At 66.3% G+C, this 24,036-nt stretch carries 25 protein-coding genes and 1 pseudogene; 23 read left to right on the top strand and 3 right to left on the bottom strand.

Translation table 11 applies throughout. The features are described 5' to 3' along the window. The first annotated feature begins 152 nt into the window (after window positions 1-152). The 4 genes from pstS (at window position 153) to ABIB99_RS25350 (ending at window position 2,441) form a co-directional block, all read left to right on the top strand. On the top strand, window positions 153-797 hold the full coding sequence (gene pstS / locus ABIB99_RS25365; protein WP_354177925.1) for a phosphate ABC transporter substrate-binding protein PstS: 645 nt from the start codon (window positions 153-155) through the stop codon (window positions 795-797). 45 nt (window positions 798-842) lie between these two features. Then, window positions 843-1,205 (top strand): type 2 periplasmic-binding domain-containing protein, encoded by a 363-nt coding sequence (locus tag ABIB99_RS25360; RefSeq protein ID WP_354177923.1) that lies wholly within the window; start codon window positions 843-845, stop codon window positions 1,203-1,205. Between the two features lie 175 nt (window positions 1,206-1,380). Next, window positions 1,381-1,746: an arsenate reductase (glutaredoxin) gene (gene arsC / locus ABIB99_RS25355; RefSeq protein ID WP_354177921.1), complete on the top strand. Its 366-nt coding sequence runs from the start codon at window positions 1,381-1,383 to the stop codon at window positions 1,744-1,746. After that, window positions 1,743-2,441 carry an ABC transporter permease gene (locus ABIB99_RS25350; RefSeq protein ID WP_354177918.1) on the top strand — a complete coding sequence of 233 codons (699 nt, stop codon included), beginning with the start codon at window positions 1,743-1,745 and terminating at the stop codon, window positions 2,439-2,441. The genes arsC and ABIB99_RS25350 overlap by 4 nt, the downstream gene beginning before the upstream one ends. On the opposite strand, the gene ABIB99_RS25345 is transcribed toward ABIB99_RS25350, so the two are convergent. Together ABIB99_RS25345 and ABIB99_RS25340 are read right to left on the bottom strand one after the other, a co-directional pair. Further along, window positions 2,415-3,224, bottom strand: a complete 810-nt coding sequence (locus tag ABIB99_RS25345) for an ABC transporter substrate-binding protein (RefSeq protein WP_354177916.1) — start codon at window positions 3,222-3,224, stop codon at window positions 2,415-2,417. The two genes, ABIB99_RS25350 and ABIB99_RS25345, sit on opposite strands and share 27 nt — an antisense overlap. Window positions 3,225-3,403: 179 nt before the next feature. Continuing rightward, window positions 3,404-3,811, bottom strand: a complete 408-nt coding sequence (locus ABIB99_RS25340; protein ID WP_354177914.1) for a hypothetical protein — start codon at window positions 3,809-3,811, stop codon at window positions 3,404-3,406. Window positions 3,812-3,936: 125 nt separating this feature from the next. On the opposite strand from ABIB99_RS25340, the gene ABIB99_RS25335 reads away from it, so the two are divergent. Continuing rightward, the gene (locus ABIB99_RS25335) at window positions 3,937-5,298 is read left to right on the top strand and encodes a hypothetical protein (RefSeq protein ID WP_354178120.1); all 1,362 of its coding nucleotides are present in this window, start codon (window positions 3,937-3,939) and stop codon (window positions 5,296-5,298) included. Window positions 5,299-5,363: 65 nt separating this feature from the next. Next, window positions 5,364-5,636, top strand: coding sequence for a Plug domain-containing protein (locus tag ABIB99_RS25330; RefSeq protein WP_354177912.1), 273 nt, complete (start codon window positions 5,364-5,366; stop codon window positions 5,634-5,636). Window positions 5,637-5,655: 19 nt separating this feature from the next. On the opposite strand, the gene ABIB99_RS25325 is transcribed toward ABIB99_RS25330, so the two are convergent. Next, a complete protein-coding gene (locus tag ABIB99_RS25325) occupies window positions 5,656-6,972 on the bottom strand; it encodes an alpha/beta hydrolase (protein WP_354177910.1) in 1,317 nt (438 codons plus the stop codon). 498 nt (window positions 6,973-7,470) lie between these two features. Between ABIB99_RS25325 and ABIB99_RS25320 the strand changes: the two are divergent. The 17 genes and pseudogenes from ABIB99_RS25320 (at window position 7,471) to ABIB99_RS25240 (ending at window position 24,027) form a co-directional block, all read left to right on the top strand. Continuing rightward, window positions 7,471-9,472: pseudogene (locus tag ABIB99_RS25320) on the top strand (putative bifunctional diguanylate cyclase/phosphodiesterase). 248 nt (window positions 9,473-9,720) lie between these two features. Beyond that, a complete protein-coding gene (locus ABIB99_RS25315) occupies window positions 9,721-10,503 on the top strand; it encodes a LuxR C-terminal-related transcriptional regulator (RefSeq protein ID WP_354177908.1) in 783 nt (260 codons plus the stop codon). 234 nt (window positions 10,504-10,737) lie between these two features. Continuing rightward, the gene (locus ABIB99_RS25310; RefSeq protein WP_085405637.1) at window positions 10,738-11,106 is read left to right on the top strand and encodes a hypothetical protein; all 369 of its coding nucleotides are present in this window, start codon (window positions 10,738-10,740) and stop codon (window positions 11,104-11,106) included. A 36-nt stretch (window positions 11,107-11,142) separates the two neighbouring features. After that, on the top strand, window positions 11,143-12,663 hold the full coding sequence (locus tag ABIB99_RS25305; RefSeq protein ID WP_354177906.1) for a phage tail sheath family protein: 1,521 nt from the start codon (window positions 11,143-11,145) through the stop codon (window positions 12,661-12,663). A 40-nt stretch (window positions 12,664-12,703) separates the two neighbouring features. After that, entirely contained in the window at window positions 12,704-13,228 is a 525-nt protein-coding gene (locus ABIB99_RS25300) for a phage tail protein (protein WP_071911630.1), read from the top strand. A gap of 8 nt (window positions 13,229-13,236) precedes the next feature. Next, window positions 13,237-13,941 carry a hypothetical protein gene (locus ABIB99_RS25295; RefSeq protein WP_354177903.1) on the top strand — a complete coding sequence of 235 codons (705 nt, stop codon included), beginning with the start codon at window positions 13,237-13,239 and terminating at the stop codon, window positions 13,939-13,941. A 113-nt stretch (window positions 13,942-14,054) separates the two neighbouring features. Next, window positions 14,055-14,585: a KAR9 family protein gene (locus tag ABIB99_RS25290; RefSeq protein ID WP_187387983.1), complete on the top strand. Its 531-nt coding sequence runs from the start codon at window positions 14,055-14,057 to the stop codon at window positions 14,583-14,585. Continuing rightward, a complete protein-coding gene (locus ABIB99_RS25285) occupies window positions 14,582-15,931 on the top strand; it encodes a Pvc16 family protein (RefSeq protein WP_354177901.1) in 1,350 nt (449 codons plus the stop codon). Before ABIB99_RS25290 ends, ABIB99_RS25285 begins: the two co-directional genes overlap by 4 nt. Beyond that, window positions 15,928-17,901, top strand: a complete 1,974-nt coding sequence (locus tag ABIB99_RS25280) for an ATP-binding protein (RefSeq protein ID WP_354177899.1) — start codon at window positions 15,928-15,930, stop codon at window positions 17,899-17,901. Before ABIB99_RS25285 ends, ABIB99_RS25280 begins: the two co-directional genes overlap by 4 nt. Next, window positions 17,898-18,131 (top strand): hypothetical protein, encoded by a 234-nt coding sequence (locus ABIB99_RS25275; RefSeq protein WP_063981957.1) that lies wholly within the window; start codon window positions 17,898-17,900, stop codon window positions 18,129-18,131. The genes ABIB99_RS25280 and ABIB99_RS25275 overlap by 4 nt, the downstream gene beginning before the upstream one ends. Next, window positions 18,128-20,473, top strand: a complete 2,346-nt coding sequence (locus ABIB99_RS25270) for an eCIS core domain-containing protein (protein WP_354177897.1) — start codon at window positions 18,128-18,130, stop codon at window positions 20,471-20,473. Before ABIB99_RS25275 ends, ABIB99_RS25270 begins: the two co-directional genes overlap by 4 nt. Window positions 20,474-20,476: 3 nt before the next feature. Further along, window positions 20,477-21,025, top strand: coding sequence for a hypothetical protein (locus ABIB99_RS25265; RefSeq protein ID WP_063981955.1), 549 nt, complete (start codon window positions 20,477-20,479; stop codon window positions 21,023-21,025). Continuing rightward, window positions 21,022-21,687 (top strand): hypothetical protein, encoded by a 666-nt coding sequence (locus ABIB99_RS25260; protein WP_063981954.1) that lies wholly within the window; start codon window positions 21,022-21,024, stop codon window positions 21,685-21,687. The genes ABIB99_RS25265 and ABIB99_RS25260 overlap by 4 nt, the downstream gene beginning before the upstream one ends. An 11-nt stretch (window positions 21,688-21,698) precedes the next feature. Further along, complete coding sequence (locus ABIB99_RS25255) at window positions 21,699-22,049, top strand: Base plate wedge protein 53 (RefSeq protein ID WP_354177894.1); 351 nt, start codon at window positions 21,699-21,701, stop codon at window positions 22,047-22,049. A gap of 14 nt (window positions 22,050-22,063) precedes the next feature. Continuing rightward, window positions 22,064-23,194: a hypothetical protein gene (locus tag ABIB99_RS25250; RefSeq protein ID WP_063981953.1), complete on the top strand. Its 1,131-nt coding sequence runs from the start codon at window positions 22,064-22,066 to the stop codon at window positions 23,192-23,194. Next, complete coding sequence (locus ABIB99_RS25245; protein WP_063981952.1) at window positions 23,191-23,703, top strand: phage baseplate assembly protein V; 513 nt, start codon at window positions 23,191-23,193, stop codon at window positions 23,701-23,703. Before ABIB99_RS25250 ends, ABIB99_RS25245 begins: the two co-directional genes overlap by 4 nt. A 9-nt stretch (window positions 23,704-23,712) precedes the next feature. Then, on the top strand, window positions 23,713-24,027 hold the full coding sequence (locus ABIB99_RS25240) for a hypothetical protein (protein ID WP_063981951.1): 315 nt from the start codon (window positions 23,713-23,715) through the stop codon (window positions 24,025-24,027). Window positions 24,028-24,036 lie beyond the last annotated feature (9 nt).

Below are 24,036 nucleotides of genomic sequence, written 5' to 3'. Positions count from 1 at the left end.
TGCGATTTGATGCCCCGGCGGGCTGATTTGTGCGCATTTTGCCCGGCCGCTGCAGGGGGTGCCGAGGGCGCGCCAGCGAGCACCGGGCCAAGACGTCTTTGTGACACAGGCCACATCTGCTTCGCGCCCGGCCTGCTAGCCTCGGCCGCATGATGAAGCACCTCACTCTCCCCGTACTCTTCACCGCTCTGCTCGTCGCCACGCAAAGCCTGGCGGCCGAGACCAAGGGCGCCGGCTCAACCTTCGTTTCGCCCGTGATGGCGAAATGGATCGACGCGTACAAGACGAAGACCGGCAACACCGTCAGCTATCAAGCGGTCGGCTCGAGCATCGGCGTCGGCCTGATCAAGAAAGAGGCCGTCGACTTCGGCGCAAGCGACATGCCGCTTGATCCCAAGGAGCTGGAGAGGCTCGGCATGATGCAATTCCCGATCGTGATCGGGGGCGTCGTGCCGGTCGTCAATATCGATGGAGTCAAACCCGGCCAGATCCGCTTCACCGGCCAGATGCTCGCCGACATCTATCTCGGCAAGCTGAGATCATGGAACGATCCGGCCATTCGCGCGATCAACCCCGACATCAGGCTGCCGAACACTGCGATCACGGTGGTTCATCGCACCGACGGATCCGGCACGTCGTTCAACTGGTCGAACTACCTCTCGAAGGTCAGCCCGCAGTGGAAGACGAGCGTGGGCGAAGGCACCTCGGTCGAGTGGCCGCTTGGTCTCGGCGGCAAGGGCAATGACGGCGTCGCCTCGCTTGTCAGCCTCGTGCCCGGTTCGATCGGCTATCTCTAATACACTTACGCGCTGCAACGGCTAGACAGAATCTCATTTGGCGTCGTGCAGAACAGCGCCGGCAATTTCGTCGTCCCCGACGCCGCATCGTTCCAGGCCGCGGCCTCGAGCGCGGACTGGAAGGCGGAGAAGGATTTCCACCTCGTGCTCACCAACGCGCCCGGCGAAGACGCCTACCCCATCACGGCCACGACGTTCGTGCTGATGCCGAAGGCGCCGAAATCCGAGGAACGATCGGCAGCGGCCATCGACTTCATCCGCTGGTCGCTGGAGAACGGCAAGTCACAGGCCGAGACGCTGAACTACGTTCCGCTTCCGCCTGCCCTGGTCGACCAGATCGAACGCTATTGGCAGCAGAGCATCGAGACAAACCCCACGGTCTCGGCCTCGGCTAACGTCAAGCGCTGAAGCTTGGAAACGAGCGGCCGTCATGCCCGGGCCTGTCCCGGGCATCCACGTTGCCAGCCACGCGACCGCGATCCTTCTGGAAATCTCGCCGTGAATCGTGATTTAGTCCCGCGAAAGCCTGTTGCCGGCTCGCGGCGGCGAGAACGCGCGAAGGTCCAAGCCCGGGGACTTTCGAATGGACGTGATCATCGACCACAATCCCGACTGCAGCACGTCGCGCAGCGCGCTTGCCACGATCGGGAGTGCCGGCATCGAGCCGCACGTGGTCGAATATTTGAAGACGCCACCCTCGCGAGCCCCGTTGCAGCAGTCCATCGCGCGCATTTCGGTGCGCGAGGCGGTCCGCGAAAAGGCGGCGCCCTATCCGGAGCCCGGGCTCGACAACCCGGCGCTGACGGATGACCAGCGGCTCGAAGCGATGATGGTACATCCGATCCTGATCAACAGGCCGATCGTGGTGACCCCGAACGGCGTCAGGCTTTGCCGCCCTTCGGATCTGGTGCTTGATCTCCTGCCGGCGCAACAGCGTCCGGCCGGATGAACGATTTCGCGCGATCCATCGGCGCCGCGCTCACGCTGATCAGCGAGGCCGATGCCGAGCTGCTCGGCATCGTCGCTTTGTCGGTTCGTGTCAGCCTGACCGCCGGCATCGTTGCGCTGCTGATCGGCGCGCCGTTCGGGGCCCTGCTCGCGATCACCCGATTCCGCGGGCGACAGGTCGTCATCGTGCTGACCAACGCGCTGCTCGGCCTTCCGCCGGTCGTGGTCGGGCTTGCGCTCTATCTTCTGCTGTCGCGGTCCGGCCCGCTTGGGGCAGCCGGACTGTTGTTCACGCCGACCGCCATGGTAATCGCGCAGACCCTGCTCGCGACCCCGATCGTGGTCGCGCTGGTGCACCGGCCAGCGAGCCTGCTCTGGGCCGAGTATGGCGACCTCGCGCGGATCGACGGACTATCGACGCTGCGCAGCATCGGCCTGCTGTTCGCGCTCGGCCGAACGTCGCTGCTGACGGCCTTTCTCGCGGCGTTCGGACGCGCGATCGCCGAGGTCGGCGCGATCATCATCGTCGGTGGCAACATCCGCGGCTTCACGCGCACGATGACGACGGCGATCGCACTGGAGACCAGCAAGGGCGACCTGCCGCTGGCACTCGGGCTCGGGCTGATCCTGCTCGCGCTCAGCGTGGCGGTGTCGACCGTCGCCTTCCTGCTAGTGGGACGCGTTGGGGAAAAATAGCTGCTCGCCGCCGACCTTGTAGCCAGCGATCGCATCCTGCCCCTTCGGCGAAACCAGCCAGTCGATGAAGGCCTGTCCGTCCTTCGCCTTCACATTCGCATGCGTTGCCGGATTCACCAGCATGACGCCATACTGGTTGAACAGCCGCTTGTCGCCCTCAGTCAGGACGGCAAGCTCGCCCCGGTTCTTGAACGACAGCCAGGTGCCACGGTCTGACAGAACATAGGCGTTCGACGACGAGGCCATGTTCAGCGCCGGACCCATGCCCTGCCCGATCTCGCGATACCAGCTGTCCTTGCCGGCACCGATATCGACACCCGCCTCCTTCCACAATCTCAGCTCTGCCGCATGCGTGCCGGACTTGTCGCCGCGCGAGATGAATGGCGCCTTCGCCGCCGCGATCTTGCGCAGCGCATCCGTGACGTCCTTACCGCCGGCGATCTTGGCGGGATCGCTCTTCGGACCGACAATGATGAAGTCATTGTACATGACATCGAAGCGCTTCACGCCCTGCCCCTCGGACATGAACTTGTCCTCGGCCGGCCTGTCATGCACGAACACCACGTCGGCATCGCCGCGCCGCCCGATATCGAGCGCCTGGCCGGTGCCGACGGCAACGACCTTCACCTCGATGCCCTCCGCCTTCGAGAACAACGGCAGCAGGTAACCGAACAGGCCCGACTGCTCCGTCGACGTCGTCGAGGCCACGGTGATGGTGCGATCCTGCGCGAATGCGCATGTCGACCAGACCAGAACCGCTGCGATGGTGGCAAGCTTTCTCATTGCGTAGTCCTCACTCCCCAGACGTTTGAACTTAGGCGGGAAGGATGACGCAGGGAAGTCCGACATTCGGCGCAGGATCAGCGGCCGGGGCAGTACCGCATGACGCTGCGGTAGCCCTGCGGGTCCGGCTCCTTCATCCACTGCTCTTGCCAGGCAACCCAAAGCTTGTCGCCGGAGCTTCAGGACGACCGCAGCTTTTCGATGATGGCCGTCACCTCGTTCAGCTGGGCTTTGGCCGTGGCCAGCAGATCGAGCAGATCGCGCGCGGACTGAGCTGATCCGCCAGCGGCGGCCTGATCGATCACGCTCAAGCCGTCGGTGAGACGCGAGATGATTTGCACGAGTTCATCGCGGCGCGCCTCGAGGTCCGCAAGCGTTGCGTCAAAGCGCTCGTCGAGCCGGGCGCCTTGCAACGAGCGGATCGGAACGATCCTATCGTCGGGAGGATCGGACATGCGCGTGCTTTGCATTGCTGTCCCGCCCATCCTAGGCGCGACCGCCCGCAACCCGGCGGTGGTGCATTGTCGCATCCGACACGGCAGTCGCGTTGCCCTTTCCCGCGCGGTGGAGGCACGGATGTTCTGCAATTGGTCCCACCTACATTGACATCGATGTGACGGCCGGGGCAGTTTTTTGCATTGCTGGCGAATCAGCGATTGCTTCACGCCGAGTACCTCTTGGACAACTCCCTGTGCTTTCGAGACTGATATCGTTGCTGCGCCGCATTCCCGCGGTGAAATGGGCGTTCACCCGGCTTAGGCCCTTGCCTCACGGCGGCAGCATCGATGTCGCGCCGATCGCGGCAAGCGATTCGCCCGCAATCGTCGCCAACATCGCAGAAGCCGTTCCGGCTCCCGACGGCATCAGCACGAACCCGCAGCCCAGTGACACCGAGATCACCGTTGCGGCTCCGGTCGCCGAAGATGGCGCCGCTATCTCTGTCATCCCGGAGAGCCCATCCGCAGCGTCAACTGATATCAGCGTCGCCGATGATTCATCCTTGGAAGCGCCGACAGAGGTCGAGTCGATCGTCGTCGAAGAGGTTTCGGTCTCATCAGTCGAGGTGGAGAGCGAGGCCGTTGAGCTCGTCAGCAGCGATCCGCCCGCGGACCTTGAGACCAGCGTCGCACCCGTTGTCGTAGAAGAGACACCGGTCCCGGTTGTCGAGATCGAGAGTGAGCCGGTCGGTGCACCCGAGCTCGTCATCAGCGACCCACCTGTGGAACTTCCGGAGATCGTTGAACCCGTCATCGTTGAAGAGGCGCGGCTGTCGCCTGTCGAGGCCGAGAGCCGGCAGGCCAACGTTTCCGAGCCCGTCATCGGCAGCGATCCATCTCCCGACCTCTCGGCCGAGGTGGAGCTCGTCGTCGCAAAGGAGACGCCGGTCTCGTCTATCGACATCGAGATCGCTCCGGTTGATGCCCCCGCTCTCGCCGTCAACGACGATACCTCCTCTGACGTCGCTGATGTGGAGCCGGCTGTCGTGGAGGACCCGTGCGTCGCGCTTGCGGACAGCGACGTCTCGGCGGAGGAGGTCTCCGAGAGCAGCATCGACAGCGCGGCCTTCCCGATCGTCACAATGGAGATCGAGCCGATCCCGGCCAACGATCCCGCCCCGATCGCAGCGATCGCCGCGCCGGGTTCCTCTGCCGACACAGCGAGCGTCGTCACGCATGTCGCGCCGGAGCCGGTCCTCGAGTCTCCTGCGCCGGTGATCCCCAGCGCGCCGAAGACGCGCACAAAGGTCGTGGAACCCGTCGACCGCGCCACGTTGATCCGGCAGCGCTGGACGGAGACCGGGATCAGGATGTGGAATCCGCGGCTTCACGGCGCCGGCGACGCCACGCTGAACATCCAGGGCCGCGTCGAGCTGCTGCCGCCCGCGCCCGGCGAGACCATGCCACGCTACGACAAGCTCGAATTCAGGATGCTGGACGGGCAGATCGTCTGCGAGGGCGTCGTCGTCGAGGCGCCCGCGTCGGCGGGTCAGCGCAGCTTTACCCGGCTCGCCGAGCCGCGTAACCCCGACCGGCCCCGCGAACCGGTACGGGAGCGCCGGGCCGCTCTCGCCTGACCCTTGTCCTCTGCGACCATGCCCGCCATATGCTAGGCTGACGGCTTGGACACATGGGAGGCAGCATGCCCGCAAGATCATTGCGCCTGATCGTGATCGCCGCTCTCTGCATCTCGCAAGGGGCCTTTGCGGCGTCCGGCAAACGCCCGCACCATGCGCCCGCCACCGATCGGGCCGCGCCCTACAAGGCCGACCGGCTCTCGACCTCGCGCGGCGATACGATCCTCAACACGCCCGGCCAGACCACCGTGCTGACACGTCAGATCCTTGACGACATGAACGCGACGACCCTCCGGGACGCCATGCGCTCGACCGCCGGCGTGACGATAGGGCGCTAGATTTCGCGCGGCTTCGCGTTCAGGGGATCGGATAGCCCTTCCAGACCCACTCCAGCGCCGACGGCAGCGTTTGCGCGATCGTCGGCCGGTCGACGTGCTTGGCGTTGCGCACGAACAGGAACTGGTAGTGGTAGCCCTTCTCCGCCAGCACCTTCGCCATCAGCGCGTTCGACAAAGTCCAGTCGTGCATACCATCGGGAATGGTGGGGTTCGGATAGAACAGGTCCTGGTCGCCGCCGAAGAACCAGAAGCGGATCGGCTTCGCCGGCGCGGCGACGATCAGCGGCACGCCGGGCGGCTCGGCCGGCGTGAGCACGCCGGCCTTCGATATGAGGTTGGGCGTGGCCGGCCCGGTCCAAGCGCTGTGATATTCCCACGCACCACCACGCAACGACGGATCGTGCGGCCATTGCTGGTTGACCATCGTCGGCGAGAAGGCCAGCACGCGGTGATAGAGATCGGGATAGAACCACGCCATGGTGAAGGCCGCCACACCGCTCGAGCTCAGGCCCATGGTCGCGCGCCCGTCGGGGTTTTTGGTCAACTTGACGTCGGCGTTCTTCTCGACCAGCGGCAGCACCTCGCGCTCGACGAACTGCGCATAGTCGCCTGACACCGCATCGTATTCGCGGCCGCGCTGGCTGCCCTGCGCGTCCTGCCCGCCATTGCCGATCTGGATCGCGATCATCGGTGGCACGCGGCGCTGCGCGATCAGATTATCGAGCGTCGTGGCGAGGTCCTTGTAGGCGTTGGAGCCGCCGTCGCCGACCACGATGAACGGCGCCTCGGTGCCGCGTACATATTGCGCCGGCACGTAGACGTCGATCGTGCGCGACCAGATTCCGGGATGGCTGGTGGTGACGATCATGTGCGACTTGTCATCCGGCGCAGTGACGGTCGTCATGATCGACGAATTGGTGCAGCCAGCGACGTCGTCGCGGATCAGGCCGGGATTATAGATCGTGCTCTCTTTCGACGTCAGCGTGAAGGATTTTGTCGTGCCGCGTGGTACGCCTTCCTTCGCAATCGTCTCCGGCGCTGGATTGTGGGTGGGCCCGATGATGAAATTGCCCTCGGCGCCGGGCGGCGGCAGCGTTCCGTCGGGCAGCTCGGTCGCGCGCGGATAGTTGGGGTTCGAGGGATCGCGCGTCGGCGGCGCCGTCTTGAAATCCAGGCCCGTCGTGTCGATGAAGAACGGTGCCGCCTTGTCGGTGGTGTTGGCCCCGGGCGGCACGGCCATGTTCTGGGTGACGCAGGCCGGCTGCGACAATGCAATTGAAGTGAAGGAGACGAGGGAAATCAACGTCCCCGCAAGGACGGACAAAGAATTGGTCATTTCAGCTCCCGGTGCCGACAAGTCTTTCTGGCTCGCCTTGACGCAAAGTATGGCGGGCCGCCTGCGCGCGGTCAAACAGCAAGCGGCCGCATTCCAGCGATAGCCGCCATGCTCAAACCGAACGGCGACCGTTATTCCGAGCATGCTCATGAATTATCGCGGACACGAGGCCGTTGCTGCGGCACCTCGCACGACGTAGCTTGCGCAAGCACGTGCGTCGGCTGACCGCGCGGCCATGCGCCGTCGCCGACGTGAAAAGCCAAGATCTCGCATGGTTAGCAGATCGTAGCTGCAGGTGGCCGCGGGCGAGACGTGCCTGAGACACGCGCCTCGGCCGCCGGATATCCTTAACACGGTCTCACCAATACACGCGGCCGGAAAATCCCGTAGCCGCGCGCAACCTGCGCTGGCTTTTTCGTGCAGCCCCACCTAACGCGCCCTTTACCCCCGCCGTGGAAGATCGCCGCCGTTTTGAAGGGATCCGGGGCGCGTATTGCAATGCCTGTCGTCAATTTGAAGTCTCAGCTCGCCGCCGCGATGCGGCTGTTTCGCGTGCCGGCCGACAACCCGGACCTGACGCGCGCGCAGTTCGACGCCTTCTCGAAGCAGATCCCGCTGCTCTATTTCATCCTGATGAGCAACACGATCGCGGTTGCCTATACCTATGTCAACGTGGCGCCGGACTGGCTGACGATGATCGTGCCGAGCGTGCTCACCGTGCTCGCGGCGCTGCGTACCTTCTGGTGGCTGCGCCAGCGGCATCTCGTGCGCAGCGATGCCGATATCCTGCGCAATCTGCGCGCCACAAACTGGATGACATTGCCGATCGGCGCCGGCTTCACCGCATGGTCCTTTGCGCTGTACCCTTACGGCGATGCCTTCGCCAAGAGCCAGGTCGCCTTCTACATGGCGGTGACCGTGATCGGCTGCATCTTCTCGCTGATGCATCTGCGTTCCGCGGCGCTGATCGTGACGCTCGTCGTCGACGTTCCCTATGTGCTGTTCTTCTGGGCGACCGGCGAACCGACGCTGAAGGCGATCGCGGTCAACAACCTGCTCGTGTCAGGCGCGATGGTGACGGTGTTGTTCATCTACTACCGCGACTTCGCCGATCTCGTCTCGAGCCGCAAATCGCTGCTGGCGCAGCAGGCGGCAACCCAAGCGCTCTCGGACGAGAACTTCCGCCTCGCCAATCTCGATTCCCTCACCGAGCTGCCGAACCGCCGCCGCTTCTTCGCCGAGCTGTCGAGCGCCTTCACCGACGCCGAGCGCAGGCGCGTTCGCGTCGCGGTGGGGATCATCGACCTCGACGGCTTCAAGCCGATCAACGACAATTACGGCCACTCGGTCGGCGATCGCGTCCTGATCGAAGCCGGGCGCCGCATCCGCGAAGTTTGCGAGGGCTTCGGCCCGCAGCGGGTGGAATTTGCCCGGCTCGGCGGCGACGAGTTCGGCCTCGTGGTGTGCGGCGATCCCGAAGATGACGATTTGATGCGGCTCGGCCAGCGCATCGGCGAACAGGTCAAGTTGCCCTACCAGCTCGACACCGCCCATACCGGGCTGTCCTGCTCGATCGGCTTCGCGCTGTTCCCAAGCTCGGCGACCAGCGCCGAAGCGCTCTATGAATGCGCCGACTACTCGCTCTATCACGCCAAGCGCCATCTGCGCGGCCGCACCGTGATCTTCTCGAGCGAGCTCGAGGCCGAGATCCGCAGCCGCGGCGTCATCGAGAACTTGCTCCGCACCGCCGATTTCAGCACCGAGATGGACCTGGTGTTCCAGCCGATCGTGGACGCGATGAGCGAGCACACCGCCGGCTTCGAAGTCCTGGCGCAGCTCCCGCCTCGGCCTAGTCTCACCGGCCGACTTCATTCCGGCCGCAGAGCGCATCGGCCTGATCCGGCCGCTGACGCAGGCGCTGCTGGTCCGCGCGCTCGCGACGGCAAGGACCTGGCCCGAGCACATCCGCCTGTCGTTCAACCTCTCCGCTCACGATGTCTGCGCAGCCGAGGGCATTTTGCCGCTGATCTCGATCATCGAGAAGAGCGGGTTGCCGCCGCACCGGATCGACTTCGAGATCACCGAGACCGCCGTCACCTTCGACTTCGTGCGCGCGCAGCAGTCGATCGCGACGCTGAAGGCCATGGGCTGCGGCATTTCACTGGACGATTTCGGCACCGGTTATTCCTCGCTGAGCCACGTGCATCGGCTGCCGCTCGACAAGATCAAGATCGACCGCAGCTTCGTCGCCGACATCAACGACAATCCGGTGAGTCACAAGATCATCAAGTCTCTCGCCGGCCTGTGCGACGACATGGAGATCGCTTGCGTCGCCGAGGGCGTCGAAACCCGCGCCCAGCTCGACAGCCTGCGCCGCCTGGGATGCGACTTCATCCAGGGCTACTACTTCGCAAAGCCGATGTCGGGCGATGCGATTGGCGATCATCTCGCAAAGGAACACCAGCGTCTCGGCGACGCCGGCGCCAAGGTCGTGGCCTGAGAGGCCAGATCTCAATCCGCACGCGCAGCGCTGATAAATTAAATTGCTGCCTGTCAATCGTCCGCTTCACATGCGTCGAAACGCCCCCGACATGTCGGGATGCCGTGTCGGTGCTTGTCAGCGACGTCAAAACGCGCGATACTCAATTTCAAGGGGAAAGATATTAAATATACAACTTTTTGATCTTGGTGGCCTTCAACTGGGCGCGGCGGCAAACACGGTTGTGAGTTGGCAATCGGGAGGCAGGCATGTCGTCCAATGCGTCATTTTCGGCAGGGCGCCACGCCCCGCCGCATTCCCACCTCACCGCTTCGCATGCATCACCGCCGCCCGCCGAGCCGGACGCCGGCGGCCTCATACCCATCAGCCTCTTCATCCTCAGCGACGTGCGCCTGCTCTGCGAAGGCCTCAGTTCCTGCCTGGCCCGGCAGGAATGCTTACGCATCGCCGGACACGGTGATCTTGCGACCCCGCCTGAGCAAGTCGTCGACAGCGGCTCACAGGTGCTGCTGGTCGACATAGCGACGCCGCAGGGCTTGCGGCAATCGGCGGCGTGCCGCGCGCTGGCGCCCGCGTTGAAGGTCGTCGCCATCGCGGTCGCCGAGGCCGAGCAGGATATCCTGGCCTGCGCAGAGGCCGGTGTGTCCGGCTTCGTGCTCCGCGAGGGTTCGATCAGCGACGTCGTCGCCGCCGTCCATAACGCGATGCGCGACGAGCTCGTGTGCTCGCCCAAGGTCGCCGCCGCCCTGTTCGGCCGCCTCGCGCTGCTCTCTGCGCGGACCGTCACGCGAGCGTCGGCCGCCGGCGTCGATACGCTGACACCACGCGAGCACGAGATCATTCGATTCGTCGGCGAAGGGCTGTCGAACAAAGAGATCGCGCGAGCCTTGCGGATCCGCAATTCGACCGTGAAGAACCACATGCACAACGTGCTCAGCAAATTGCAGATTCGCCGGCGCGGCGAGATCAGCAAGCATCTGCACGCGAACGGCGCGGCCGCGTCTGCATCATCGCGGATCCAGACCCGCTAGACCTTTCGGCCTAGATCCTTCGAGCCGGCATCGCGCGCGAAGCCGCCATGTCGCGGTGAATTACGCGCCGTTTGCATCATCGCGGTCTCACCGCCGCGGGCATGGTCCGGACCATCAACTCCATCCTCGCTAGACCTTTTGGCTCAATCGCGCCGTCGCGCCTTGTGCAAGGCTCACCGCAAAAGGTGGCCATTGCGACAGAGACGCATCCTCATTGCGGGATTTCCGAGGCTGATGACCGATCTTCTCGAGCATGTCGTCGCGAAAGATCCGGCGTTGTCCGTAGTCGGGACGAGTGACGACGCCAATCTGGCAACGGAGGCACGCCGCACCCGGGCCGACGTCCTCGTGGTGGCGCAGAAGGCCCCGGACGAGCGCGACAGCCTCGCGAGCCTTCTGCACAGCCGGCCGCGGATGAAGGTCGTCACCATCGTCGCAAGCGGCGAAAGCGGCGCGCTCTACGAGCTGCGGCCGCACCGCACGGCCATCACCGAGATTACGACGCAATCCCTGTCGGAAGCCATTCGGGATCCGCCCGGCCCGAGGCGCCGGCCGCGCCAGCGGCGCGCCCGCCGGCCAGGCAAGACCATCGCCGCGGTCTGACCAAGCGAGACGGACCGCCAAATCACAGGAGCCGACATGCCCTCAGCCCTTCTGCAACCCGGCGTCTATATCGAGGAAATCTCCAGCGGCGTGCGCTCGATCTCGGGCGTGGCGACGTCGATCGCGCTGTTCATCGGCTGGGCGCCGCGCGGCCCCGTTGACCGTGCCGTGCGCATCTCGAGCTTTGCCGACTATGAGCGCGCCTATGGCGGGCTCGACCGCCGCGCCAATCTCGGCTACGCCGTGCGCCAATTCTTCGACAACGGCGGCAGCGACGCCTACGTCGTGCGGATCGCGCTGTTCAATCCGGGAACGCCCGCCAACGACGCGAAGACCGCGACCTGCGCGATCAACGATCTCGGTATCGAGGCGAGTTCTCCGGGCCTGTGGGCCAACTCCTACAGCGTCCGACTGACGCTGCGTGCGGACGACAGCACCCGCTTCCGGCTCGACGTCATCGGCCCGTCGCCGAGCACTGACATCGTTGAGACGTTCCAGGACCTGTCGATGAACAAGGCGGATCCGCGCTACGCGCCGAGCGTCGTCAACGGCCGCTCCGCCTTCATGGACAAGCTGACCACGGCGTCAACGACGGTCCCGACCCCGGCCACGAAACCATTTGCGGGCGGCGCCGATGGCACGGTCCTCTCCGCCAATGACGGTCCGTTCGTCAGCGCGATCGATCCGCTGTTCGCGACCGGCGGGATCGTCGATCGTATCGACATCTTCAACCTGGTCTGCGTGCCCGGCCTCACCAACGTCAATTCAACAACCCAGGGCGCACTCGCCAAGCTACAGCAACGCTGCCACGTCCGCCGTGCGTTCCTGATCATCGACAGCCTCCAGAACGAGACGGTCGCCAACATGAGCGGCGCCAACGGCGAGGCCGGCCTGACCGGCTCGGACGGCAATTTCTCCGCGCTGTACTACCCGTGGGTGATGCAGGCCGATCCGCTGCAATCCGGCGTCGTGCGCGACTTTCCACCTTGCGGCTTCGTCGCCGGCGTCTACGCCCGGACCGACGCGACGCGCGGGGTCTGGAAGGCGCCGGCCGGCACCGATGCCAGCGTCAACGGCGGCGTCGGCTTCGCGTTGAGCTTGAGCGACGCCGAGAACGGCCAGCTCAATCCGATCGGCGTCAACTGCCTGCGCACGCTGCCGGTCTACGGCAACGTGGTCTGGGGCGCGCGCACGCTGCACGGCCAGAACGACCGCGGCTCGGAATGGAAATACGTTCCGGTACGGCGCATGGCTCTGTTCCTGGAGGAGAGCCTCTACCGCGGCACGCAATGGGTGGTGTTCGAGCCCAATGACGAACCGCTCTGGGCGCAGATCAGGCTCAACATCGGCGCCTTCATGCAGGGCCTGTTCCGGCAGGGCGCGTTCCAGGGCCGCTCGCCGCGCGAGGCCTATTTCGTCAAATGCGACCGCGAGAGCACGACGCAGGCCGACATCAATCTCGGCATCGTCAACATCATCGTCGGCTTCGCGCCGCTGAAGCCCGCCGAGTTCGTCGTCATCAAGATCCAGCAGATCGCCGGCGACATTCCAACCTGAGGCAAGGAAAACCTGAGGCAAAGACACCTGAGGCAAGCAAATGGCACAGTTCTCGGTCAATCCGCAGCGCTTCGATCCCTACAAGAACTTCAAGTTCCGCGTGAAATGGGACGGCCGCTACGTCGCCGGCATCAGCAAGGTGTCGGCGCTGAAACGCACCACCGAAGTGGTCGAACACCGCGAGGGCGGCGATCCCTCGACGGGACGCAAGTCGCCCGGCCGCAGCAAGTTCGAGGCGATCACGCTCGATCGCGGTGTCACCCACGACACCGAGTTCGAGAAATGGGCCAACAAGGTCTGGCATTTCGGCGCAGGACTTGGCGCCGAGGTCTCGCTGAAGGATTTCCGCAAGGACATCATCCTCGAGGTCTACAACGAGGCCGGGCAGCTCGCGCTCGCCTACAAGCTATTCCGCTGCTGGGTCTCCGAATACCAGTCGCTGCCCGATCTCGACGCCAACGCCAATGCGGTGGCGATCCAGCACATCAAGCTGGAGAACGAGGGATGGGAGCGCGATCAAGCCGTCGCCGAGCCGTCCGAGCCCACTTTCACCGATCCGGCCTGAGGCCGCCCATGCTCTCCGCCACCGCACAACGCGAGCAGGACATCCTGGCGCTGTGGGACCGGGCCGCCGGCCGCGCGCAGCGCCAGCGCGACGATGCCTTGTTCGCGGCGGCGGGCGCAGCGCCGACGGACTCGATCGGCACAGGCAATGCCGCGCTGCTGGCCTTGCGCACGCGACTGTTCGGCGCGCCGTGGCGGCTGCGCGCCGCCTGCCCCATTTGTCACACCGACTGCGAGTTCACGGCGGACAGTGCAATGCTCGCGGACGGACTTGCTCCACCGGCTGACGCCGTGCCGCCGCGTATCACGAACGGGGGCCGGGAGCTGGTGCTGCGGCTGCCGACGCTTTCCGATCTTGCAAGCGTCGCCGCGACCTGCGATTCCGCCGCCGCGGCAAAACTGTTGCTCGCGCGCTGCCTCGGTGACGCGCCGCCGGCCGCGCAGGACATCCTGCATAGGGTCGAAGCCGAGCTCGAACGTTGCGATCCCGGAGCGGTGCTCAGTTTTGCGCTCGACTGCCCCGATTGCGGCCACGCCTGGCAGGCCGTGATCGACATCGCGCCGGCGCTCTGGGCCGAGGTGCAGGCGGCGGCCGAGCGTACCCTGCTCGAAGTCGACGCGCTCGCGCGCGAATATGGCTGGAGCGAAGCCGAGGTGCTGGCATTGCCGCACACCCGCCGCGCCGCCTACCTGCAACTTGCGGGCGCGTCATGACGGGCCTCCTGCAAAATCTTGCACGCATCGGCCGCTGCGAACCGATTCCCGGCGCGGCACGCGTTGCCCTGCCGCCGCGTTTTGCCGCCCCGCCCCGGAATGACGATGCTCCGATGCACGAGACGACACGGGATGAAAGGCAGACACCGGCATCCTCGCCGGCGGCATTGCCGAACATCACCGGCGCAGACGATCCTGCCACTGGCGTGCAGGCGCCGCAGCGCAGACAAATGGAGCCGGACAACGAAGGCGCACCGTTGCGTCTCGAGGCCAAGGTCGCAGCTGCCGCGCCGCCGCTTCAATCGACCGACGCGCCGTCGAGATCGCCTGTCGATGCCCCTCTGCCTGCCGACCCGCGCGATCCGCCGCGCGGCACACAGCCGCGTGACACGGTCTTGCGCGACACGCCCCGCCCCCGAAACGAAGCTGCAACACCGCCGGCGCTTCCGCTCGGCCAGACCGTGCTCGCCGGCCAGGCGCAGCGCCGGCGCGAGACACCGCCGGTGATCAAGGTGACGATCGACCGCATCGACATCCGCTCGCCGGAGCCCCCACGCACGGCACGCGCCGTTAAGCCCGCATCAAAGCCGTCGGTGTCGCTATCCGACTATCTGCGCCGCCCTGGACCCGGAGGCCGCGCATGAGTTCGCCGCTCGCGATCGGCGCGGTCAGCGCAGTGCTGCGCAACCTGCTCGACAACGGGCTGATCGAGGCCGGGCCCGCGGTCGGCGGCACCGTCAATGTCAGTGCGGTTGCGCCCGACACGATCGACCTCGCCAGCCCTGAAGAGCAGCCGCGGCTCAATCTGTTCCTGCATCAGGTGACGCCGAACCCGGGCTGGCGCAACCGCTCCCTGCCGTCGCGGTCCTCGACCAGCGGCGAGCGACTGACCAACGCACCGCTCGCACTCGACCTGCACTATCTGCTGACGGCCTACGCGCGGGTCGACTGCCAGGCCGAAATCCTGCTCGGCTATGGGATGCATCTGTTGCACGAGCGCCCGGTGCTCGATCGCGCCGCGGTGCAGCGCGCGCTCAATCCCAATCCGCTCGACGTCGCGATGCTGCCGCCAGCGTTCCAGGCGCTCGCTGCCGCCGACCTTGCCGATCAGGCCGAGTTGATCAAGATCACGCCGGCTGTGATGGGGCCGGAGGAGATGTCACGACTATGGGCGGCCATCCAGTCGCATTACCGGCCGACGGCCGCCTATGTGGTGTCGGTGGTGCTGATCGAAGCCACGAAGCCCGCAGTCTCGCCGCTGCCGGTGCTGTCGCGCGGGATCATCGATCCCGCGACCAAGCGCGACCGCGGCGTCGTCGTCAATCCCGACACGTTGCCTCCGCTGCCGACGCTGTTTGCGGCGACGCCGCAGAACAAGCAGGCCGGCGCACGGCTTGGCGAGCCCGTGGTGCTCTCCGGCATTCGCCTCAGCGGCAGCAATTTTCATGTGCGGCTGGCGCACCCGCTATTTCCGGCGCCTTTTGAACTGGTGCCGGGCGCACCCAACGACGACGGCACCGAGCTCACCGTGACGCTGCCGAACGATGCTGCCGCGCAGGCAGCGCTCGCGCCGGGGCAATGGAGCCTCACGCTGCGCCTGCTGCCGGCCGGCGAAGCCAATGAGCGCGAGACCAACGCGGTGGCCCTGGTCATCGCCCCAGCACTGGTCATTGTAGCCGATGCCGGACTTTCGCTGCCCGCAGCGACCGTGCTGCGCAAGACTGCGCCGCTGCGCGTCACGGCCACCCTATTCTCGCGGCCGCAGGTGCAGCCGCGGCAGCGCGCGAGCCTCGTCCTCGGCACGGCGGAAGCCACCGCCAAACCGCGCAGCGCGGCCACCGATCCGCTGGTGTTCGACTTCCCCGCGACGCTTCCCGCCGGGGCCTATCCGGCGCGGTTGCGCATCGACGGCGTCGACAGCCTCCTGCTCGATCTCAGCGGCGATGCGCCCGCTTTCGATGCCTCGCAAACCCTGAGCGTGCCGCCATGAACATGCACGACAGACCGCAAGCGCAGCCCGTGCTCGATTGGGCCAGCCGCAACCAGCATTGGCTGGCGGCGCAGTTCGCTGCGCTGCGCGGGCGCCTCGCACGGCAGTTGCGCGATACATCGGCCAACGCCGAGCCGCCTCCGCCGGAATGCGCCGATGATTTCGAGCCCGCGCTCGAGGCGCTGACCAAGCTGTTCGGCCTGTCGGCGTTCGAGCGCGACGTCGTGCTGCTCGCGGCCGGCGTCGAGCTCGACAGTGCGCTGCGTCGCCTCGTCGGCGTGGCGATGGCGCAAGCGCCCGAAGCCATCGCGAGCACGCAGCCGACGTTCAATTTCGCCATGCAGATGCTGAGCGAACCACATTGGGATGCGCTCTCGCCGCTCCGGCCGTTGCGGCGCTGGCGCCTGATCGCATGCGAGGGCCGCGAGGCGCCGCCGCGCCGCCCGATCCAGATCGACGAGCGCGTGCTGCACTACCTGACCGGCGTCCCCGCGATGGATGCCCGCCTGATCGGGCTCGTTCGCTGCGAGCCGGTCGGATCCATCGAGCCCGATACACCACAGGCGAACACGATCGCGCACGCGCTCGGCACGGGCGCGGCCGCCCTGGCCACCCTGGGTCACGCTCGCGGCGAGATCGAGCCGCAGCGCGACCTCGCGCGCGCCGCGCTCGCCTGCCTCGGTGCGAACGGCCTGTGGTTGCACGCCCGCGACCTGCCGCACGATCCGCGCGAGCTCGCCGAGATCGCCCGTCTGCTCGACCGCGAGGCCGCGCTCTCGGATGCCATCATCGCGCTCGAGCTCGACCGCCCGATCGAGGCGGCGGATGCCGAGGCGCATGCGATGACGCTGCTCGCCCATCTGATGGGACCCGCGATCGTGCTCAACGCGCCGGAGCCGGCCCGCTTGTCGCGACTGCGGCAGCGCCGCATGCTGCGGCTCCAGGTCGCCGATGCCCCGGCCGCCGCGCGGCAGGTCGCAGCCTTGCGCGGGCTTACGCGCGAGCAGGCCGCCGCGCTCGCAGCCGCGCTGCGCCCGGCGCTGCGGCAGTTCGACGTCCCCGCCGCCGACCTGCGCCTCGTGGTCACCGAAGCCCTCGCCGAGACCCAGGCCGATCCCGCTCTGCTCGGGCCGGCGGTATGGCGGCTCTGCCGCGCCGCGGTGCGCGGCGGGCTTGACACGCTGGCGCAGCGGATCGACAGCCGCGTTGGCTTCGACGACCTGGTCGCGCCCCCGGTGGTAACCGCGCAGCTCCGCGCCATCGCGAATGAATTGCAGCACCGGCCGCGCGTCCATGGCGACTGGGGCTTTGCCGCGCATAACGGCCGCGGGCTCGGAACCGCCGCGCTGTTCGCCGGCGAATCCGGCACCGGCAAGACCTACGCGGCCGAAGCGATCGCGAGCGCGGCCGCACTTGATCTCTACCGCATCGATCTTGCCAGCGTGGTCAGCAAATATATCGGCGAGACCGAGAAGAATCTGAGCCGGCTGTTCGAGGCCGCGGAGACCAGCGGCGCCATCCTGCTGTTCGACGAGGCCGATGCGCTGTTCGGCAAGCGCAGCGAGGTGCGCGATAGCCATGACCGCTTCGCTAATATCGAGATCGCCTACCTCTTGCAGCGGATCGAGACCTATCGCGGGCTCGTGATCCTCACCACCAACATGAAGAGCGCGCTCGACCGCGCCTTCCTGCGCCGCATCCGCTACGTGGTCCAGTTCCCCTACCCTGACGCTGCCGCGCGCGAAACATTGTGGCGCATGCAGTTCCCCTCCGATGCACCGCTCGGCGAGGTGGATTTCGCAGGCCTCGCCAGACTGCAACTGACCGGCGGCAACATCCGCGCCATCGCGCTTAACGCCGCCTTCCTGGCCGCCGCCGGCGGCGGACGGATCGAGCAGGACGCGATCAATGCCGCGGTGCGTGCCGAGTTCTCCAAGCTCGAGCGGCCTTGGCCGGGAGTCGGGCCATGAAACACGCCGCTATCGATATCCGGATTGGACGTCTCGTCGTCGATGCGTCGCGACACTCCGAAGCTGCGGGACTTGCCGACGCAATCGGACAGGCCTTGCAACAGCGGCTCACGGGGTCCGCCAACGAGGCGAGCGCCGTCCATGCCGAGGCGCCGCGCGCCGTCGCCGATCGGATCGCGGCACGATTGACCACGACATCCGGCGCCGGCGCTCCGCGAGGCAAGCTATGACCGTGCATGCCGCACCAAAGGCAGTGCCGAAGCAATCCTCGCCGGCCCATGCGCCTTCGCTCGAGCTTCGTCCGGCCCGCGACCGCTTCGAGAGCGAAGCCGAGCACGCGGCCGAGAACGCCCTGCGGCCATCGCAGCCGGCTGGCCCGGCCCCGGTGCTGTCGCCGCTTCCACGCTCTGCTGGCACGACGGGACAGGCCGCGCCGGGCGCGGTATCCGCGGTGGTCGGATCGGCAGGCTCGCCACTCGGCGCTCCGACACGCGAGACGATGGAACGCCAATTCCGGTCCGACTTCAGCCATGTGCGGATCCACACCGACGCGCAGGCCGCAGCCTCGGCCCGTGCGATCCGCGCAACCGCCTACACCGCGGGCGCCCACATCGTGTTCGGCGACGGCGCATACAATCCGCAAAGCCCACGTGGCCGGCACATTCTGGCGCACGAGCTCGCCCATGTCGTGCAGCAGCGCGGCGCGACCGTGTCGCCGGCGGCGGTGCAGCGGCTCGCCTGGTACGAATCGATCGCCGTGTTCTTCGGCGCCGAGGGCAATTTCGGCGACAAGGAGCTGCTCGCCTATCTCGAAAAGATCACCAAGTCCGCCGCGATCGAAGGCAGCTTCGACAGCGACAACAAGGCGCGTGCGATCGTCCGTCGGTGGAAAGCCGGCCAGGCCGAGTTCAAGCTCGATCCAGTCCAAAAGGCGCTGTTGATCCTGGAGATGCAGGACGGCCCCACACTTGATGACGACGAGAACGCGATCCTCGACCTGCTCGAGCTGAGCGATATCGCCGCACTGAGGATCATGTTCGGTTCAGGCAAACTCAGCGTCACCGAGCTCGAATCCGACATCGACGGCGCCGAGTACAAGAGGTTGAAGCGCTTCTTCGCAACCCGCTTTCGCGGCGGACGCGACGCGCTCGCCAAGGGCGACGTCGAGCCGCTGGGCGAACCGGGCAAGGGCGCGCCGACCTTCGCCTACGATGCCATGGCCATCAAGATCCGGATTGCGACGGCAGCGGGCCACGACGAGGTCGCCACCATCGCCGCGGAGGTGTTCGCGCTCGCGCCGGCCGAGCGGGCGAAGGCCACGGAGGAACTCGGCCGCGAGCGCGCCGACATCGCCCGCCGGTTCGACCTCCTCAGCGACCAGGCCGAGGACGAAAGCGATCCGGCGAAGAAAGCAACGCTCAAACAGCAGGCTGACGCGACGGAAAGGATCCTCGACAAATACGACGTCATGCTTCAGGGCGTGTTCCGCGACGTCACGCTGATCACCAGCGCCGGCGATCTGTCGACGACGGTCGAACCCGATGCCGCGAAGAAGGCAGACATCGCGGTGGCGCTGAGGCCCGACCCCAGCAGCCCGCTGCCATTCGACAACTCCCCGGCGGGCAAGAAGAAGTACGACGACGCCTTGCGCCTGCTGATGCCCGGCATGATCCAGGACTACTGGGATGAAATGGTCAAGGACAAGGGGACCGCGGAGCACGGCGATCCGAACAAGGTGCACCAGCTTGCGGAGTTCGAGCGGATCGGCAAGGCCAGCAAGGACGAAACCGACAAGGTGTTCGGCGAGTACTACGACCAGTCGAAGCATCCCGAGCTGAAAGCCGATACGCTCGGCGCGCGCGGCAACATCCACGACCTGTTCGCCGAGACCGAGGCCGAGCTCGCGGGCATGGACAGCACCGAGAAGCGCGACAAGGCGAAGGCGCTGATGCGGTATTTCTTTCAGGCCAACGACCGCGTGCGCGCCATCAATCGCAAGCTCAATGCCTCACCGCATTTCGATGCCAGCAACAATCCCGTGGGCGACGAGGCGATCATCCTCGACCAGATCGCCGACGACTTCACCAGCACGGCCGCGCAGGTCGACAAGCTGAACGAAATCGACCGCGGCTGGGATGCCTCCGCCAATCTCGGCGACATCAACATCCAGATCTTCAAGAAGGCCGACTCGGACAAAGATCGCGATTTCCTGTGGGACATGTTCCAGACGCTGATCCACGAATATATCCACACGCTGCGGACCACGGAATACGACAATTTCGCCAATACTTTCGGCGACGGCTCCAACGAAAACAATACGCTGATCGAAGGCGTCGATTCGCTCTTCGACGAGATCGCCTGGGAGAATGTCGCACCGCGGGTCAACGATCCCAAGCTGCGCGAGGCGGTTGAGGGCCCCGCATATGCAAAGCTCAAACCGATCACCGTGCAGCCGGCATCACGCCGACGCTATTCCTCGTATGCGGAGGCGGTGAAGCTCGTCAACGTCGTCGGCATCCGCAACCTCTACGCCGCCTATTTCCAGGGCGACGTCAAGAAGATCGGAGGCTGAGCGATGCAAGCCGCGCGCCCGTCGGATCTCGCTCTGTCACCGCTGCGGCTGCTCGCCGGCCGCGACCTGCGTTCGTTCGCAGGCCTCGCGCACCCGACCTCCCTCGACGACGTCGCAGCCGTGTTCGATCTCGACCGCTCCTGGCATGGACAGGGCGCGCTCGGCAGCGCCAGGCACCGGACCGACTGGTTCAACGCCGCGGCCGCAGGCTTCGCGCGAGGCGCGCGGGTATGGGCAAACGACGGCACGGTGGTGCTGATCGATGCGACCGACGTCGTCCTCGTCGAGCCGCTGCCGTCGTTGCTCGACGCACTCGGCGAGCCGGAGACAAGGCTCAATTCGTTCCAGGGGACGTTCGAGGTCGAAGCCAATGAATACGTGTACGCGCAGCGGGGCCTGACGCTCTACGTCAACCGCGCCGTCGATACGACGCTCCGGATTGCCGCGTTCGCACCGGGCAGTCTTGAACGCTATCAGCGCGACTTGCGGCTCGACCTTCAGATGAAACGGCTGCCACCGTCGCGCGGCCCATCGGGGGATCGCCTGCCATGACCGGCCTCACCTCGTCCCCAAAACTGATCAAGGGCGGCCTCGTGGTGCTGGCGCCGGGCGGCGGCACGGTGCGACGGCAGATCGCGCTCCAGTACAATCCGGACACGCTGAGCCGCAGCTACCAGGTGCAGGGCACCGGCGGCGACGGCTCGGCCGGCGGGCGGGCGCAACCGTTCCGGCTGAAAGGGCCCGCGATCGAGACCATCAAGCTCGACGCCGAGATCGACGCTACCGACCAGCTCGCCGATCCCGACGCGCACGCCAATGCGGTCGCCTTCGGCATCGCGCCGCAGCTCGCGGTGCTCGAGGCGCTCGTCAATCCGAGCGTCGACGATCTGCTCGGCATCGCAAGCCAGGCCGATGGCGGCACGCTCGAGATCCTGCCGCCGGAGGCGCCGCTCACTCTGTTCGTCTGGAGCAAGAACCGGGTCGCGCCGGTGCGCGTCGCCGAGTTCTCCATCGTCGAGGAAGCGTTCGATCCCGCGCTCAATCCGATCCGCGCAAAGGTCTCGCTCGGGCTGCATGTGATGAGCACCGACGATCTCGGCTTCTCGCATCGTGGCGGCACCATCTTCCTCAATTACCTGCGCAATCGCGAGACGCTCGCCGGCCTGACCGGGAGCGCCTCACTGGCCTCGCTTGGTCTTTCCAGCCTGCCCTGACGGAGCACATGATGTCCTCGGATCCCGTCCAGATGTTGATCGATGCCGGCGCGTTTCCGGACAATAGTTTTCCGCCGAACAGCCGCTATCACGGCACCGCGATCGGACGGCTCAAGCGCAGCGCCGACGATCCCGGTGTCGCCTATGTGCTGCGCCGCTTCATCCCCCAGGGGCGCGACATCGGCATCGCCGGCGAACACATCGTCAATGCCGGCGCCCGGCCCGACACGCTCGCCTCCGCAACGCTTGGCGACCCCGAACTGTATTGGCGGATCGCCGACGCCAATTTCGTGACCGATCCGCTCGAACTCACCGACACGCCCGGTGAGCGCGTGCAGATCCCGCGCCCGAACGGGCTTTAGGGAGACGATTCCCGATGATGCAGGGTGGCGTCCAGCTCTCGCTCCAGATCGGCCCGGCGCCGGTGCCGGCGCCGCGCGAGGTGCTGGAGACGCTGACCCATGCCAAGATCGAGATCGGATCGGGCGATGCGCAGAGCGGATTCGAGCTGACTTTCGACCTGCCGGTGCGCTCGCCGCTGCGCACCATCTTCCTGCTTGCCGGCGGCGGCGCGCTGCCGCCGCTGCTGCGCGTGGTGCTGATCGTCACCATCAACGGCATGGCCGAGTCCGTCATCGACGGCATGGTCACCAATGTCGAGACACAGCCGGGCAGCGGCGGCGTCGGCAAGCTGGTGATCAAGGGCAAGGACATGTCGGCGCTGATGGACATCATCGAGCTGCCGGGCCTGCCCTTCCCGGCGATGCCGCCCTCGGTGCGCGTGCTGGCCATCCTTGCCAAATATGCAGCACTCGGCGTGATCCCGATGGTGATCCCGAGCGTGCTCGATATCCCGCCGATCCCGGTCCAGCAGATCCCGCAGCAGAAGGGCAGCGACTACGCCTACGTCAAGAAGCTCGCGGGTGAAGCCGGCTACGTCTTCTATCTCGAAGCCGGTCCCGCGCCCGGTGCCTCCAAGGCCTATTGGGGACCGGAAATCCGCTTTGGCGCGCCGCAGCCGGCACTCACCACCAACATGGACGCGCTCACCAATGTCGAGGAAATCTCGTTCAACTTCGACAAGGAACGCAAGGTCATGCCGATCGTGTTCTTCCAGGAGGCCAACAGCAAGGCGCCGATCCCGGTGCCGATCCCCGACATCACGCCGATGAGCCCGCCGCTCGGCGTGGTGCCGCCGCTGCCGCCGAAGATCGAGAAGCTCTCCAACACCGCGCATTTGTCCGCGCCGCAGGCGCTGATGGCGGGGCTCGCTTACGCCAGCCAGCACAGCGACAGCGTGTTCGGGAGCGGCAAGCTCGACGTCGCCAGATATGGCCGCGTTCTGAAGTCGCGGCAACTGGTTGGCGTGCGCGGCGCAGGCCTCCCGTTCGACGGGCTCTATTACGTCAAGAACGTCACCCACGAGATCGAGCGCGGCTCCTACAAGCAATCATTCTCGCTCGCACGCAACGCGCTGATCTCGACCGTTCCGCAGGTGCCGACATGAGCGATGCGCCACTTTTCGGAAAGTATCGCGCGGTGGTGATCAACAATATCGATCCGCTTCAGATCGGCCGGATCCAGGTGATGGTGCCCGACGTCGGCGCCGTGATACCGACGAGCTGGGCGATGCCTTGCGTGCCGACCGCAGGCATCAATGCCGGCTTCTTCACGGTGCCGATCATCGGCGCCGGGGTCTGGATCGAGTTCGAGCGCGGCGACCCCGACTATCCGATCTGGGTCGGGTGCTACTGGGGCAGTGCCGCGGAGGTGCCGGTACTGGCGCACGCAGTGCCACCCGGCGTCCCCGGCATCACCCTGCAAACCCCCTTGAAGAACGGTCTCACCATCAGCGACGTGCCGGGCCCGACCGGCGGCATCCTGATGCAGACCACGACGGGCGCGATGATCTCGGTCAGCGACGTCGGTATCACCATTTCCAACGGCAAAGGCGCGGTCATCACCATGACCGGACCGACCGTCGACGTGAATCTCGGCGCGCTCACCGTGATCTAGGAGACGCACATGCCCGCTCCCGTCTTGCATCTCGGCGCCACGGTATTGTGCAGCCATGCCGGACAGGCGACGCCGATCGCGCCGTTCCCGCGCGTGATGCTGTCGGGCCAGCCCGCGGTCAATCTCACCAGCCCCTATGCGATCGCGGCCTGCTCGCTCACCGGCTCGGCGCCGCCTTGCGTCACGGCGCAGATGGTAGTGGGCGCCGCACGGGTGATGATCGGCGGCGCACCGGCCGCGACCATGATCGGGCAATCCGTCTGCACGCCGACGGGCACCCCGATGCTGCCCGTCGTGGCGCAGACGCGCGTGCTGGCAACCTGAGGGGAGGAC

The organism is Bradyrhizobium sp. LA6.1, from assembly GCF_040547805.1.
Classification (GTDB): domain Bacteria; phylum Pseudomonadota; class Alphaproteobacteria; order Rhizobiales; family Xanthobacteraceae; genus Bradyrhizobium; species Bradyrhizobium barranii.
This window is presented reverse-complemented; position numbering and strand designations above follow the sequence as displayed.